We start from the raw sequence: 14666 nt of genomic DNA, 5'->3' as shown, positions 1-14666 counted from the left end.
GCGTGCGCCGTCCCGCGATCCTTCATGATTGATCGATGAAGGAGGACTCTCATGGCTGATCTGGCTTGGGGAATCGCGGCGACCGGTGGGATCGCCAGGACGGTCGGCGCGGTGATCGCCGCCGAGCCCGGGATGCGGGTGGCCGCGGTCGGCTCGCGCGATCTGGGCAGGGCGACGGAGCTGGCCGCGACCCTGGGCGCGGACTCGGCCTACGGCTCCTACGCCGACCTGTGCGCCGATCCGGCGGTGGACGTGGTCTACGTGGCCACCCCGCACGCCCAGCACCTGGAGGTGGCCGAGGCGGCGATCGCGGCGGGCAAGGCGGTGCTGTGCGAGAAGCCGCTGGCCGCCTCGCTGGCCGACGCGGAGCGCATGGTGAAGCTGGCCAGGCAGGCCGGCGTGTTCCTGATGGAAGCGATGTGGATGCGGTTCAACCCCCTGATCAGGGGGCTGCTGACCGAGGAGCGGTTCGGCGCGCTGCGCTCGGTCCAGGCGTCGTTCGGGTTCGTCCTGCCGTACGAGGAGAAGCACCGCCTCTGGAACCCTGCGCTGGGCGGCGGGGTCCTGCTCGACCTGGGCATCTATCCGTTCGGGCTGGCGCATCTGCTGCTCGGCGAGCCGGCTGAGACGCATCTCACAGGATCGCTCGGTCCCTCTGGTGTCGACGCCGAGGTGGGGGCGCTGCTGACCTACGAGGGCGGGGCTCGCGCGCTGCTCGACACCTCGTTGATCAGTCCGCTGGCCAACACCGCGACCGTGGTGGGCACGGGGCTGCGCGCCGACATCGCCGCGCCGTTCTGGGCGCCGCAGCGCGTCACGCTGTCGGGTCCCGGCTTCGAGACCGAGGAACGCGTTCTTGACCCTTCGTCGAACGGCTACGCGGGCGAGATCCGCGAGGTGCGCGAGGCGCTGCGGGAGGGCAGGACGGAGAGCGCGATCATGCCGCTGGACGAGAGCCTGGCGATGATGCGGATGCTGGAGGAGGCGCGGGTCAGGCTGGGTGCTCGCTGAGCGCCTCGAGGTTCGCGCGGGCCCGCGCGGCGGCCTCCTCGTGGCCCGAGCCGACCGCCATCAGGTAGTGGCCGCGGGCCCTCGTGCGGTCGCCGGCCCGGTCCTCCAGGAGTCCCAGGTTGAACATCGCCCGGGGCGCGGCCTCGGCGTGGCCACTTTCCACGGCCTTTGCGTACCAGTGACGTGCCGCCTCGGCGTTGCCGCAGCCCTCTTCCAGGACGCCCAGATTGAACATCGCCCGGGGGGTGCCGGCCCTGCCGTACCAGTGGCGGGCCTCGTCGACACGGCCGTCCTCATCCTCGATGAGGGCGAGGTTGAAGGCCGCCCTGCGGGCGGCCTCCTGGTGCCCTGATTCGATCGCCAGGAGATACCATCTGCGTGCTTCGCGTGGACGGCGTCCGTCCTCCTGCAGGCCGTGGTTGAACAGGTCCTGGGGCGACATGACCTGACCGTAGATGATCGCGGGACCTTTATCAATTTGTATCCAACTTGCCTCATGTATTACCTTGGGGTCACTCGAGGCATAAACCCGGACTAACCGGACATTGCCTGACATTGCAGATCATCACAGGCCCCCTGCCTGTGACCGCTGAATCCGCACCATGCGGAACCGGGGACCCAATCCTTCTGGGGTGAATCGGCACACCGTGCCGTAGGGCAGCTTCACGTCCGAACCCGTCAGCTAACCCGGTAAGCGGCATGAAGCTAAGCAAGGAGAGTCCCCCTTTCATGGCCAAGCACCGTCGTAGCCGTGCCCCCAAGCTGTCCTACGCCCACGCCGCCCTCGGCGCAGCGGTGGTCGCAGGTTCGCTGGTTCCCACGCAGGCCGCCCAGGCCGACACCGCTCCCGCCCCCCAGGACAAGTCCCACGTGGCCGCAATGGCCGCACAGAAGACCGACGGCAAGCAGGCCGCCGTCAAGCAGCGCATCCCCGCCATGCCCACCGCCTCTGCCGTCCTCGCCGCGGCTAAGAAGCAGATCGGCATCAAGGAGAACGCCTCCGGCGGTGGCACCAAGTTCCAGGACTGGTACGTCAACTCCCCCCGCGCCAGGGAGACCGTCGCTCGTGACGGCGGCAGCCCCCGTGCCTACGCCAACGCCGCGTGGTGCGCGATGTTCGTCTCGTGGGTCGGCGAGATGACCGGCGCCCGTCCCCAGGTCGGATGGGACGCCTACACCGTGACCCACGCCAAGTGGTTCAAGGCCAACAAGCGCTGGGGCACCACCCCCAAGCCCGGCGCGGTCGTCTTCTTCTCGTGGAGCGGCGGCAAGAGCATCAGCTCCATCAACCACGTCGGGTTCGTCGAGAAGGACAACGGCAACGGCACGATCACCACGATCGAGGGCAACACCGGTAACGGTGCCGTCGAGCAGCGGGTGCGTCCGAAGTCGCAGGTCGTAGGGTACGGCTACCCGCAGTACTCGGGCGCGTAGTCCGCTCGCGACTCCCCTGCCCCGGCCGCCGGGGGCACCTCTCCAGCTGAGGGGCGTCCCCGGCGGCCGGGGTTTTGCCTGAGTCGGTAAGGGTGTTCCCGGCCGCTCCGGGATTGCATGACCTTGGCGAGCGAGACGGCCACGGATCATCGGGGCCGCACTGCCGCACCCCACTTCTCACCCCGGCGAACGCCTTGGGGATCTGCGGCCTGGGAACCTCCACCCCCGGCCGTCATCCGGGGCACCCCCTCTGACTCCCAGGAACCCCGCAGGCCTGATCCGTCAGCCGGGAAAGCGGAGGAACTCCGGCGGGACGGCGTCGGCCAGCCACACCCCGTTGGCGCTGACCCTGAACTCGTGTCCACCCGCGTGCATCTCCCCCGAGGCGACGACCAGCATCACCGGAGTCCCCCGGCGAGCGCCGACCCGCTCGGCCGTGGCGCGGTCGGCCGAGAGGTGGACGTACTGCCTCGACATCGGCAGCAACCCCGACGCCTTGATGGCCGCCAGGCTGCGGGGAGCGGTCCCGTGGTAAAGGATCGCGGGAGGCTCGACGGGCGGCAAACCGAGATCCACGGCGACCGAGTGACCCTGGCTCGCTCTGATCAGGTCGCCCGCGATGGCGTACCGCTGCTTGTCGTTGTCGGAGACCGCCCGGGAGAGCTCGTCCCTGGTGATGGGGAAGCCGTCCCTGGCCGCGGCGTCCAGCAACTCGTCGATCGGGACCCAGCCCTGCGCGTCGAGCGTGATCCCGATGGCGCCGGGGTCATGGCGCAGGTGTTTGGCGAGGTACTTCGAGATCCGCACGGTCCGGTCCGTCATGCGGGCATTGTTTCCTACCTCGCCGGCCGACGGGGAGTCCCGCGCCTCCCCGATCCGCACACCCCGAGCCGTCCCCCAACGGCACCGGTCCCTGGTGCCTCCCTTCGAACGCGGCCCCGACGGCAGGTGGCACCCGCCGCGGAGGGGTGAACCTCCTCCCGAGATGCGACCCCGCAGGCCGTACCTCATAGCTGGTGAGCACCTCCCGAGTGCGGGGCCATCCTGAGCCACCCACCATCCCCACCTACCGCCCGCGAACGACACCGGCCCGCGGCCGCCACGAGTCGGGGCGCCGCGGGCCGGGGTGGGTGGGTCAGCCGCCGCAGGCGGCGAAGACGAACGTGTCCTTCAGCATGGAGTAGCTGTCGCGCACGCGCGTCGCCCCCGAGGTCACGTCGTGCTGCATGACCGTCATCCTGGTCGGCTTGCCCTCCGGGTACTGCGAGACGTGCAGCGTCACCTGGCTGTCGCCGGTCCAGTCGATCTTGTGGACCGTCCCCTCCTTGGGCAGCTTGATCCGGTGGTCACCGACCATCTGGTCGGACGACAGGTCGTACAGCGCGACCTTCTTCCCCGCCACCAGCACCGCGAGGGTCTTGCCGTCGGAGTTGAGCGCGTAGGGGCCGTTGCTCGCGACCAGCTGCGGCGGCGTGCCGTCCAGCAGCCGCCTGCCCGCCAGGTCGAAGACGTGCATCTCCAGCACAGACTCGTCACCGTCGGTGCTGGTCAGCACCTTCTGACCATCGCCGCTGAAGCCGATGAAGGACTGGTGCTTGGGCAGCACCCCGAGCCTGTTCCCCGTCGCGGTGTCGAACAGCTGCACCCTGGAGGCGATGACCGCGAGCCGCGCGCCGTCGTCGGAGAGCTGGAGGACCACCTCGTACTGGTTGGTCCTGGCCGGCAGCGCGTCCTTCTGCAGCAGCTTGACGCTCCCATGCATGGTGCGGACGGCCAGCCTGCCGTCCTTCCTGAAGTAGGCGACCTTCTGGCCGTCCCCCGAGACGGCCAGCGGCGCGACGGCGTAGTCGACCTCCTTGCCGTCCGCGCCGACCGCGCGCAGCTGGGCGTCCTTGAGCAGGCTGACCTTCCCGTCGTGGGTGACCAGCCGCCAGGTGCCGCAGGGGACGGTGCTGCCGTCCTTCTTCACGCAGCCCTTCGCCGAGGCGTAGCGGATCGCGCCGTGGTCAGGGTCGGCCTGCGCCGGGCCCGGCAGCCCGAGCATCGCCAGCGCGACGGTGATCGCCGCCAGGATTCTGATCTTCATCACGTCACTCTCCCGCCGTCAGCCAGGTGTAGTTCCTGGCGGTGACCGTGAACGTGTCGACGGGCTTGGCCGCGCCCGTCGTGGTGTCGACGGTGAGCACCCGTACCACCGTCGGCTTCTCGTCCCCGCCCGTCTGCGCCTTCACCGTGAGGCGGCCGTCGCCGCTCCAGTGGGCGAGGTAGACCGACGCGTCCGGCTTGAGCGGCAGCGTCATGGACGCCGACAGCCGGTCGGTGGCCAGGTCGTACAGGCGCAGCTTGGGCGGCTGGCGCGTCTCGGTGTTGCCGCTGATGAGCACGGCGACGGTGTGGCCGTCGGCCGACAGGGCCCGCGTGGCGGCGTTGACCACCACCTGCGGCGGGACCTTGGCGACGCTGTGGCCGTCCATGCCGTGGGCGACCAGCGTCGTCGTGTTGTCGTTGTTGTAGCGCATGGCCAGCGCCTCGTCCCCGTCGCCGCTGAGACCCTCGAGGTCGTCGGCGGCGGGCAACTTCACGATCTTCCCCGTGGCCACCGTGACGATCTTGCCCGGCTCGCGTCCCTCGTCGTACTCCACCAGCACCCTGTCGCCCGCGGGCGACAGCCAGACGCGCATGGGCTCGGTGCCCTTCCTGGACAGCGACGCCGGCAGGACGGTTCCCCTGCCGCCCGCGACCTTGCGCACGACCAGGCGGTGGTCCTTGGCCCGCTCGTAGAGGATCCACTGGCCGTCGCCGCTGATGGCGAACTTGCCGACGGAGTCGGCCTTGCGCCCGCGGGCGTCCACCGCCGTGGCCGCGGCGTCGGCGACGGTGACCGTGCCCCCGGCGCGGAGCCTGACGCGCCATTTGCCGCACGGGACGCTGATGCCGTCCGCGTCCTCACAGGAGCCCACCCACGCCACGCGGGCGGTGACGGCGCCGGATCCTTCGATCGTCGACTTGTTGACTGTGGACTTGGTGACGTTCGTCGCGGTGGTGTCCGCGTGAGCCGGGACGATCGTCCCGCCGACGGCCAGCACCACGGCCGCCGCCCCCAAAAGCCTGTATTTCATGACCCCTCTCCTTCTCCACCCGTTTGGACTCCCGAGAAGAGACATCGGTTGGTCACAGCTCAGCCACAGCTGCCGTCCGGCCGCCCGGCTTCGGAGGGTTCATGCAGAACGGGCAGGTCCCGCGGGCATGGGCCAGCCGGGCGGAAGTCAGCCGGGCGGAGGTCAGCCGATGGGTTCGTAGGCCTGGAGGAGGAGTCGTTCGGCGTCGTCCAGGTAGATCTCCAGGTACGCCGCCGCGTCCGCCGCCCGCCTCGCCTCCATCAGCCCCAGCAGCAGCCGGTTGCGCTCGACGAACGGCTCGTGCAGCGCCCGCGGATTGCTCATCACGTGGAAGACCAGCCGCAACTCCGCCAGCAGTTGCCGCATCACCTCGTCCAGGCGCGGGCTTTCGTTGAGTGCCACGAGCGCCTGGTGGAAGCGGCTGTTGGCGGTGCCGACGTCCTGCCATCGGTCGTCCGAGGCCGAACGCTCGGCCTCCTCCACCGTCTCCCTGATCGCCCGCAGCGCCTCGGGCGTGGCCTTGGCGCAACGCCGTACGGCGGCGCCCTCCAGGACCCTGCGCATCTGGTAGAGGTCGGCGACGTCGGCGGCCGACAGCACGCGGACGAACACCCCGCGGTTCAGCTTGTGGTCGAGCAGGCGCTCGTGTCCCAGCAGCCGGAAGGCCTCGCGGAGGGTGTTGCGCGAGACGCCGAGCGCGCTGCCGATCGCCTCCTCCGACAGCCGCTGCCCGGGCGCGAACAGCCCCTCGATGATGTGCTCGCGCAGGATGTCGGCCACCCGCTCGGCCGTACTGCTACGCCCCAGGCGGGACCTGTCGTGCTCCAGCGCTGCCACCGCGTTATCCACAGTTCACAGAGAATCATCGAACAAAACTCTTGTCGAATTGTTGAACGATCCTTAGATTCAACCGTAATACCCCCCACGCAGGCAGGAGCGATGACATGCACCAGACGCGGCGGGTGATCCTCGCCAGCCTGATCGGCACGTCGCTGGAGTGGTACGACTTCTTCCTCTACAGCACGGCGGCGTCGCTGGTGTTCGGCAAGCTGTTCTTCCCGACCTTCGACCCGCTCAGCGCCACCCTGCTCGCCCTGGTCACCAACGCCGTCGCCTTCGTCGCCCGCCCGCTCGGCGGCATCGTGTTCGGCCACTTCGGCGACCGGGTCGGCCGCAAGACCGTCCTGGTGGTGACGCTGCTCGTCATGGGCGTCTCGACGTTCCTCATCGGCCTGCTGCCCGGTTACGACGCCATCGGCGTGGCCGCGCCGATCCTGCTGGGTGTGCTCAGGTTCGTCCAGGGCCTCGGCCTGGGCGGCGAGTGGGGCGGCGCAGTGATCATGTCGATCGAGCACGGCGACCCGCGGCGGCGCGGCTTCAACGCCAGCTGGCCGCAGGTGGGCGTCCCCGCGGGCTTCATCATGGCCACCGCGCTGCTCGGCATCCTGAACGCCTCCCTGTCCGAGGCCGCGTTCCTGTCGTGGGGCTGGCGGGTGCCGTTCCTTCTGTCAGGGGTGCTGGTCCTGGTCGGCCTCTGGGTCCGGGTGAAGATCACCGAGTCGCCGCTGTTCGCCGAGATCGAGCAGAAGGGCGCCAAGGCCCGGATGCCGCTGATCGAGGTGCTGCGCACGCACCCCCGCGCGCTGCTGTCGGCCTTCACCGCCCGCATCGGCGTGGACGTGGCCTTCTACACCTTCACGATCTACATCCTGCTCTACGTCACCACCGTGCTGAAGCTGGAGCGCTCGGTCGGGCTCAACGCGGTGCTCATCGGCTCGGCCTGCCAGCTGCTGCTGATCCCGCTGTTCGGTGCTCTTTCCGACAGGTACGGCAGGCGCACGGTCTACCTGGCCGGCGTGGTCGGCGCCGCAGTCTGGGTGTTCTTCTTCTTCCCGCTGCTCGACACGAAGTCCTTCCCGCTCATCGTGGTGGCCGCCGTGGTCGCCCTGGTGACCCACGCGGCGATGTACGGCCCGCAGGCCTCCTTCATCGCCGAGCTGTTCAGCACCCGCCTGCGCTACAGCGGCGCGTCCATGGGCTACCAGGTGGCGGGCATCGTCGGCGGCGCGATCGCCCCGATCATCGCCCTGCAGCTCCACTCCGCCTACGGCACGACCACCGCCGTGTCCATCTACGTGGTGGTCGCGCTGGCGATCACCGCTTTCGGCCTCGCCATCGCGCCCAAGAACGCGGAGGCGGAGGCCCAGGCCGTCCAGGCCATGAGGTAGCCGCGAAGGGACGTGGGCGGCGGCTGCCACCGCCGCCCACTCGGAGGTCCTCGTGAGAATCACCGTGGTCATCATCGCCGCCCTGCTCGCGCTGCCCGTCCTGATCGGCGCGGTCGGCGGGTGGGAGAGCACGAGTGGCGGCGAGGTCGCCGTCGTGCGCGACGGCGGCCCGCTGGACGACAACAAGGTGCGCCAGGTCATCCAGCCAGGATCGGGCCTGACCTGGACCGGCTGGTGGTCGGCCGTCCACACCTACCCCGCCCAGCAGCGCTTCTACACCATCACCGCCGACGCCAGGCGCGCCACCGCCCTCGGTGTGGACGTCGTGACGGTGCCCAGCAGCGACGGGGTGAACCTGGGCATCGAGGGCACGCTGTACTTCACCCTCACTCTCGACCCCGCGACGCTGAAGACCTTCGACGACAAATACGGCACCCGCACTTACAAGGGCGATCTGTACGCGTGGGAGGGCGACGCGGGCTGGTCCGCCTTCTTCGGCCAGGCCGTACGGCCGGTCATCGACAACGCGCTGCGCATCCAGATCGGGGGCATGCGCTGCGCGGAGCTGGTGCCGTCCTGCGCGCTGCTGGGCAGTTCCACGCTTCGGGCGCAGGACAGCAACGCGACCATCGCCAAGGTGCAGGACGGCGTCAACCGGACGCTGGCCCGCGACCTGCCCGCCACGCTCGGCGGCGAGTACCTGACAGGGCTGCGGTTCACGCTGGCCAGGGTGACGCTGCCGGCGCCGGTGCAGCAGGCGGTGGACCGCTCGCTGGCGGCCAACGCGGCGGTCTCGGAGGCGCAGGCGAAGGTGGCCCAGGCGAAGGCGGAGGCGGAGGCGAACAGGGCGCGGCAGGACGGATACGACAAGTGCCCCGCCTGCGCGGAGATCGAGAAACTGAGGTCGCTTCCACAGGGCATCACGGTCTACGCGCCGGGCAACCCGCAGGCGGTGGTGATCCCATCCCGTTAGCGCCTGGGGCCCAGCGTTGTCGCGCCCGCGAGAAGACCGGGACCGGGGCTTGGCCTTGCCGGGTTGGGGCTGGCGGTTAGAAGTAGACGCCGCAGCGCAGGATCACGTTGGCGTAGGGGCGGGCCTCTCCCGTCCGTACGGCCAGCTTGACCTCTCGCGACAGGCGCTTCAGCTCCTCGTGCGGGACGTGTTCCAGGCCCGGCAGCCGTTCCTCCAGCAGGACGGCGCATGCGGGGTTGGCCTCCGCGACCTCGCCCGCCGCCACCGCTCCCTCCACGACGAGTTCGTTCAGCAGGCCGTCCAGCACGTCGGCGAAGGACGGCACGCCGGGCACGAAGGCCAGGTCGACCACGTCGACACCGGGCGGGATCGGCATCCCGCTGTCGCAGACCAGCACCTGGTCGGTGTGACCTAGCCTGGCCAGCTGCCCGGCCAGCGCCGCGTTGAGTATCCCTGAGCGCTTCACAGCTCCTCCATGCGCGGATACGAGCTCTGCGCGCCCTCCCGGCGGACGGCGGCCGCGCCGACCTTCACCGCGAGGGCCGCCGCCTCGGGCAGGGTGTCGCCGAGGGCCAGCCGCCAGGCCAGCGCGCCGGTGAAGGCGTCGCCCGCGCCCGTGGTGTCCACGGCGTCCACGACGGGGCTCGGCACCACCGTGACGACAACCCCGTCAGCCCGCCCCGAAGGACCACGCGCGCCACTCGCGAGATCCGACGAGGCGGAATCCGAGGAAGCGCCCCTCGGACCCAAAGAAGCGTGGTCCGGCAGGTCGCCCGAGGAAACCCGATCCGGCGAACCGTCCACGTGAACCGGGCGCGCGGCGTCCGAGGACTCCGCCACCACCGCGCCCTCCGCCCCCAGCGTGATCACCACGGACCTCGGTCCGAGGGCGAGCAGGGCGCGGGCCATCCCCGCCGGATCTCCCTCCGAGCCCAGCAGGAACGCCGCCTCGTGCTCGTTGACCACCAGCGGGTCGGCCAAAGCCAGCAGTTCCCTGGGCAACGGCCGAGGCGGTGAGGCGTTCAGCACCGCGCGCCGGGCGGCGCGGGCCGCCGCCGTGACGGTCTCGAGCGGGATCTCCAGCATCAGCGAGACCACCGCGGCCCCGCCCAGCAGGTCGGCGGCGGCGGCCACGTCGGCGGGGGTGAGGCGCGCGTTGGCGCCCGGCGAGACGATGATGCTGTTGTCGCCGTCGGCGTCGACGGTGATGAGCGCGACGCCGCTGGCCCCCTCGCTCTCCACCACGTGCTCCACGGACACGCCCTCGGCGGCGAGTCCCGCCACCAGGCGCGTGCCGTACTGGTCGGTGCCGGTCCTGGCGAGCAGGGCCACGTCCGCGCCGAGCCTGGCGGCGGCGACGGCCTGGTTCGCGCCCTTGCCGCCGGGAAAGGTGTCGAGGTCGGAGCCCATCACGGTCTCGCCGGGCGCCGGCCTGCGCTCGACCTTGACCACGAGGTCGGCGTTGACCGACCCCACGACGACCACGTCCATGGTCAGCCCGCGAACTCGGAGACGTTGTCCTTGGTCGCGACCTTCACCGGCACGGCCACGGTCTGCTGAATGCTCTCGCCCTTGGCGGCCTTCACCGCGCTGGCGATGGCCTGCTGACCGAGGACCTTGGGCTGCTGGGCGACGGTCGCGGCCAGCGTGCCGTCCTGGACGGCCTTCAGGCCGTCGGGCGTGCCGTCGAAGCCGACGACCTTCACCGCCGAGCCCGCCTTGGCGCCGAGCGCCTTGATCGCGCCGAGCGCCATCTCGTCGTTCTCGGCGAAGACACCGGTGATGTCGGGGTGGGACTGCAGGAGGTTGCTCATGACGTCGAGGCCCTTGGTGCGGTCGAAGTCCGCGGGCTGCGCGGCGACGACCTGGATGCCCGGGTAGGCCTTGATGCCCTCGGTGAAGCCCTGTCCGCGGTCGCGCGAGGCGGAGGTGCCCGCGACGCCCTGGAGCACCACGACCTTGCCCTTCTCACCCATCTGCTTGGCCAGTTCCTGCGCGGCCAGCTTGCCGCCCTGGACGTTGTCGGAGGCGACGGTCTGCTTGACCTGGGCGCCGTTGACGCCGCGGTCGGCGGCGATCACCGGGATGTTGCTCCGCTCGGCCGCCTTGACGGCCGGCGCGGCCGCGTCGGAGTCGACCGGGTTGATGACGATCGCCTTCATGTTCTGGCTGGTGAAGTTCTGGACCTGGTTCACCTGCTGGGAGGCGTCGTTCTGGGCGTCGGTGACGGTCAGCGAGACGCCGAGCTTCTTGGCCTCCTCCTCCGCGCCCGAGCGCAGCTGGACGAAGTAGGGGTTGTTGAGCGTGGAGACCGACATGCCGATCTTGATATCGCCGGAGCCGCCCGTGGGGGACGTCCCCGTGGTGTCGGCCGAACCGCAGGCGGTCAGGCCGAGCGCGAGCGCGGCGCCGGCCGCGATGATCCTCAGCTTCATGACAGTTCTCTTCCCTTAATTGCTTGACCTGCGACGCAGGGTGTCGACGAGGACCGCGAGCGCGATCACGACGCCGATCACCACCTGCTGCCAGAAGGCGGAGACGGACAGGAGATTCAGGCCGTTGCGCAGAACGGCGAGGATGAGGGCGCCGACGAAAGTGCCGAAGGCGCGGCCCTTGCCGCCGGACAGGCTGGCGCCTCCGATGACGACGGCGGCGATGGCGTCCAGCTCGTAGCCGGCGGCGGCCTGCGGCTGGGCGGAGGCGAGGCGGCTGGCCAGCACGATGCCCGCGACGGCCGCGAAGCCGCCCGACAGGGCGTAGGTGACGAGCTTCTGCCTGTTGACCTTGATGCCGGAGAGCCTGGCCGCCTCCTCGTTGCCGCCGATCGCGTACATGGCGCGGCCGGGATAGGTGCGGTTGAGGATGACGGCGGCGATGAGGCCCATGACGACCATGACGATCACCGGAATCGGCAGGTAGCCGCCGATGGTGTCGCCCACGTGGGAGACCGCGTCGGGCATGGCGATCGGGCTGCCCTGGGAGACGACCAGCGCCAGGCCACGGGCGATGCCGAGCATGGCCAGGGTGGCGATGAACGGGGGCAGCTTGCCGTACGCGATGAGTGCGGCGTTGGCCAGCCCGCACACCACGCCGACGGCCAGCGCGATCACCGTGGCCAGCGGCCACGGCAGGCCCGAGGTCGTGGAGAGGTACGCCAGCGTGATCGCCGACAGCGCGGCCACGGAGCCGACGGACAGGTCGATGCCCGCGGTGATGATGACGAACGTGGCGCCGAAGGCGAGGATCGCGGTGACGGCCGCCTGCACACCGACGTTGAGCAGGTTGCTCACGCTCAGGAAGTCGCTGGACAGCAGCGACAGCGCGACGGCCAGGACCACGAGCGCGACGAGCGCGCCGTTCTCCGAGAGCAAGACCTTCGTTCTACTGGACACGACTACCCTCCACCTCGGTGACGGCCAGCGCCATCACCGCGTCCTGTGTCGCCTCGTCCGCGGGGAGTTCGCCGACGAGCCTGCCTCTGGCCATGACGAGCACCCTGTCGCTCATGCCGATCACCTCGGGGAGATCACTGGAGATCATGAGGACGGCGTGACCCGAGGCGGTCAGTGTGTTGATCAGTTGGTAGATCTCGACCTTGGCGCCGACGTCGATGCCGCGGGTCGGTTCGTCGAGGATGAGCACGCTGACGTCGGCCAGCAGCCACTTGCCGATGACGATCTTCTGCTGGTTTCCTCCGGAGAGCGTGCGGACCTCCTGGCCGAGCCCGCTCATCCGGACTCCGAGCCGGCCCGCGACCTCGGCGGCCACCTTGCGCTGGCCCTGACGGTCCACGAATCCGGCGCGGGTCGCCCTGCCGAGCGTCACCAGGCCGAGGTTCTCCGCGACGTCCGCGCCGAGCACCAGCCCCTGCCCCTTGCGGTCCTCGGGGACCAAGCCGAGGCCCATGGCCATCGCCGCGTGGATGTCTCCGGCGGGCAGCGGCCTGCCGTCCACCGTGACCTCGCCCTCGTCGTAGTGATCGGCGCCGAAGATCGCCCTGGCCACCTCGGTACGGCCCGCGCCCACCAGCCCCGCGAGGCCGACGACCTCGCCGGCGCGCACCTCGAAGGAGACCTCGTCGAAGTGGCCGCGCCTGCCCAGCCCGCTCACCTTCAGCAGCGCCCGGCCCGGCCGCTCGGACTCGCGGGGGTACTGCTGGTCGATGGGACGGCCGACCATGAGCCTGACGAGCTCGTCCTCGGGCGTGTCCGCCGGCACCTCGGCCACCGAGCGCCCGTCACGCAGTACGGTCACCCTGTCGCCGACCTGGGCGATCTCCTCGAGGTGGTGGGTGATGAAGACGATCGCCACGCCCTGGTCGCGAAGCTGCCTGACGATGGAGAAGAGCCTGTCCACCTCGCCGGTGGTCAGCACCGCGGTGGGCTCGTCCATGATCAGCACGCGGGCCTCCAGCGCCAGCGCCTTGGCGATCTCGACCATCTGCATGCGCGCGATGCCGAGCGTGCCGAGCTTCCTGCGCGGGTCGATGTCGAGGCCGACCCGGTCGAGCAGCTCGCGGGCCTGGCGGTGCATGGCCTTGACGTCGACGAAGCCGAACCTGCGCGGCGGGCGGCCGAGGGCGAGGTTCTCCCCCACGGTCAGCTCGGGGACCAGGTTGAACTCCTGGTAGATGGTGGCGATGCCGAGGCGCTGGGCGTCGCCTGCCGTACGGATCTCCACGGGGCGGCCGTCGAGCAGGACGCGGCCCTCGTCGGGGTGGTAGGCGCCGGAGAGCATCTTGATCAGAGTGCTCTTGCCCGCGCCGTTCTCGCCGAGCAGCACGTGCACCTCGCCGGTGCGCAGGGAGAGGTCCACCCCGTCCAGTGCGAGGACGCCGGGGAAGCGCTTGCGCAGGCCCTCGACCCTGAGGATCTCCTGGCTCATCTCATGCACCCTTCCTCTCGCAGGACCTGCGGACGACCAGCTCGGCGGGGAGCACCACCGACTCCCCGCTGCGTCCCGCGACGCCCTGCAGCAGCAGCCGTACGGCCGTGCGCCCCATCTCGGCGGTGGGCTGGGCGATCGCGGTGATCGGTGGATCGACGTGGACGAACCACGTCACGTCGTCGAACGAGGCGACCGCCACGTCGTCGGGAATGCGCAGCCCCCTGGCCCTGATCTCGTCCAGCCCGCCGAGTGTCATCAGGTTGTCCCCGAAGAAGATCACCTCAGGCGGCTCCGGCAGATCCAGGAGGCGCGCCGTGATGGCCCGGCCGCTGCCTTCGCGGAAGTCGCCCGTCGCCAAGTACTCGGTCCTGAGGTCGAGACCCGCCTCGTTCATCGCCGCGGCGAAGGCCTCGGTCCGCTCGCGGCCCGTCGACAGCGTGGCCGGCCCCGAGGCGAAGGCGATCCTGCGGTGCCCTCTGGACTTCAGGTGCGCGACCAGCGCGGCGATGGCCGTGGCCCCGTCCGCGCGCACGGACGGCACGTCGAGGCCGCTGATCGTGCGGTCGAGGAAGACGAGCGGCCTGCCGGTGCGGACCAGCTCCTCCACCAGCGGGGTGACCTCGGCGGTGGGGCAGATCAGCAGCCCGTCGACGCGCTGCTCCACCAGGGTGCGCACGTAGTGGTCCTGCTCCTCCGCCCGCTCGTCGGCGTTGCCGATGACGACGGTGTAACCGGCCTGCCTGGCCTCGTCCTCGACGCCCCTCGCCAGTTCGGTGAAGAAGGGGTTGAGGATGTCGCCGATGATCAGGCCGATCGTCCGGGTGGCCTCGGTGCGCAGGGAGCGCGCGACGGCGTTCGGGACGTAGCGGAGCTCCTTCATGGCCGCGTAGACGCGGTCGCGGGTCTCCTCCGTGACCGACGGGTTGTCGTTCAGCACGCGGGAGACCGTGGCGACGGAGACGCCCGCGCGTGCCGCGACGTCCTTGATGCGTGCCATGCGTCCTCCATGTAATC

At 70.4% G+C, this 14666-nt stretch carries 15 protein-coding genes and 1 riboswitch; of the genes, 4 read left to right on the top strand and 11 right to left on the bottom strand.

What is annotated here, in order from left to right; genetic code table 11:
- Positions 1–51 precede the first annotated feature (51 nt).
- The gene (locus H4W81_RS08175; protein ID WP_192774228.1) at positions 52–1011 is read left to right on the top strand and encodes a Gfo/Idh/MocA family protein; all 960 of its coding nucleotides are present in this window, start codon (positions 52–54) and stop codon (positions 1009–1011) included.
- Here the strand turns inward: H4W81_RS08175 and H4W81_RS08170 are convergent.
- Entirely contained in the window at positions 992–1453 is a 462-nt protein-coding gene (locus tag H4W81_RS08170; RefSeq protein ID WP_192774227.1) for an SEL1-like repeat protein, read from the bottom strand. The genes H4W81_RS08175 and H4W81_RS08170 overlap by 20 nt on opposite strands.
- 135 nt (positions 1454–1588) lie before the next feature.
- Positions 1589–1723: riboswitch (cyclic di-AMP (ydaO/yuaA leader) on the top strand.
- 17 nt (positions 1724–1740) lie between these two features.
- On the opposite strand from H4W81_RS08170, the gene H4W81_RS08165 reads away from it, so the two are divergent.
- Positions 1741–2445, top strand: coding sequence for a CHAP domain-containing protein (locus H4W81_RS08165; RefSeq protein WP_192774226.1), 705 nt, complete (start codon positions 1741–1743; stop codon positions 2443–2445).
- A 282-nt stretch (positions 2446–2727) separates the two neighbouring features.
- On the opposite strand, the gene H4W81_RS08160 is transcribed toward H4W81_RS08165, so the two are convergent.
- The 4 genes from H4W81_RS08160 to H4W81_RS08145 form a co-directional block, all read right to left on the bottom strand.
- On the bottom strand, positions 2728–3267 hold the full coding sequence (locus H4W81_RS08160; RefSeq protein ID WP_192774225.1) for an RNA 2'-phosphotransferase: 540 nt from the start codon (positions 3265–3267) through the stop codon (positions 2728–2730).
- Positions 3268–3580: 313 nt separating this feature from the next.
- A complete protein-coding gene (locus H4W81_RS08155; RefSeq protein WP_192774224.1) occupies positions 3581–4531 on the bottom strand; it encodes a WD40 repeat domain-containing protein in 951 nt (316 codons plus the stop codon).
- A gap of 4 nt (positions 4532–4535) precedes the next feature.
- A complete protein-coding gene (locus H4W81_RS08150) occupies positions 4536–5564 on the bottom strand; it encodes a hypothetical protein (RefSeq protein ID WP_192774223.1) in 1029 nt (342 codons plus the stop codon).
- A gap of 162 nt (positions 5565–5726) precedes the next feature.
- A complete protein-coding gene (locus tag H4W81_RS08145) occupies positions 5727–6401 on the bottom strand; it encodes a GntR family transcriptional regulator (protein ID WP_318781601.1) in 675 nt (224 codons plus the stop codon).
- Positions 6402–6508: 107 nt separating this feature from the next.
- On the opposite strand from H4W81_RS08145, the gene H4W81_RS08140 reads away from it, so the two are divergent.
- Both H4W81_RS08140 and H4W81_RS08135 read left to right on the top strand, forming a co-directional pair.
- Positions 6509–7792 carry an MFS transporter gene (locus tag H4W81_RS08140; protein WP_192774221.1) on the top strand — a complete coding sequence of 428 codons (1284 nt, stop codon included), beginning with the start codon at positions 6509–6511 and terminating at the stop codon, positions 7790–7792.
- A 52-nt stretch (positions 7793–7844) separates the two neighbouring features.
- A complete protein-coding gene (locus tag H4W81_RS08135; protein WP_192774220.1) occupies positions 7845–8765 on the top strand; it encodes an SPFH domain-containing protein in 921 nt (306 codons plus the stop codon).
- A 76-nt stretch (positions 8766–8841) separates the two neighbouring features.
- Here the strand turns inward: H4W81_RS08135 and rbsD are convergent, their stop codons facing one another.
- The 6 genes from rbsD to H4W81_RS08110 are packed head-to-tail and all read right to left on the bottom strand — an operon-like array spanning position 8842 to position 14649.
- Positions 8842–9231, bottom strand: a complete 390-nt coding sequence (rbsD, locus tag H4W81_RS08130) for a D-ribose pyranase (protein WP_192774219.1) — start codon at positions 9229–9231, stop codon at positions 8842–8844.
- Complete coding sequence (locus H4W81_RS08125) at positions 9228–10256, bottom strand: ribokinase (protein WP_225958507.1); 1029 nt, start codon at positions 10254–10256, stop codon at positions 9228–9230. Before H4W81_RS08125 ends, rbsD begins: the two co-directional genes overlap by 4 nt.
- Positions 10257–10258: 2 nt before the next feature.
- Positions 10259–11200 carry a D-ribose ABC transporter substrate-binding protein gene (locus H4W81_RS49195; RefSeq protein WP_318781600.1) on the bottom strand — a complete coding sequence of 314 codons (942 nt, stop codon included), beginning with the start codon at positions 11198–11200 and terminating at the stop codon, positions 10259–10261.
- A gap of 15 nt (positions 11201–11215) precedes the next feature.
- Positions 11216–12157, bottom strand: coding sequence for an ABC transporter permease (locus H4W81_RS49190; RefSeq protein ID WP_318781599.1), 942 nt, complete (start codon positions 12155–12157; stop codon positions 11216–11218).
- Positions 12147–13649: a sugar ABC transporter ATP-binding protein gene (locus tag H4W81_RS08115; RefSeq protein WP_192774218.1), complete on the bottom strand. Its 1503-nt coding sequence runs from the start codon at positions 13647–13649 to the stop codon at positions 12147–12149. The genes H4W81_RS49190 and H4W81_RS08115 overlap by 11 nt, the downstream gene beginning before the upstream one ends.
- A gap of 1 nt (position 13650) precedes the next feature.
- The gene (locus H4W81_RS08110; protein WP_192774217.1) at positions 13651–14649 is read right to left on the bottom strand and encodes a LacI family DNA-binding transcriptional regulator; all 999 of its coding nucleotides are present in this window, start codon (positions 14647–14649) and stop codon (positions 13651–13653) included.
- Positions 14650–14666 lie beyond the last annotated feature (17 nt).

Origin of the sequence: Nonomuraea africana, from assembly GCF_014873535.1 — a bacterium.
GTDB classification, from domain to species: domain Bacteria; phylum Actinomycetota; class Actinomycetes; order Streptosporangiales; family Streptosporangiaceae; genus Nonomuraea; species Nonomuraea africana.
Note: the sequence above shows the minus strand (reverse complement) of the source record. Positions and strands in the feature narration are given on the sequence as shown.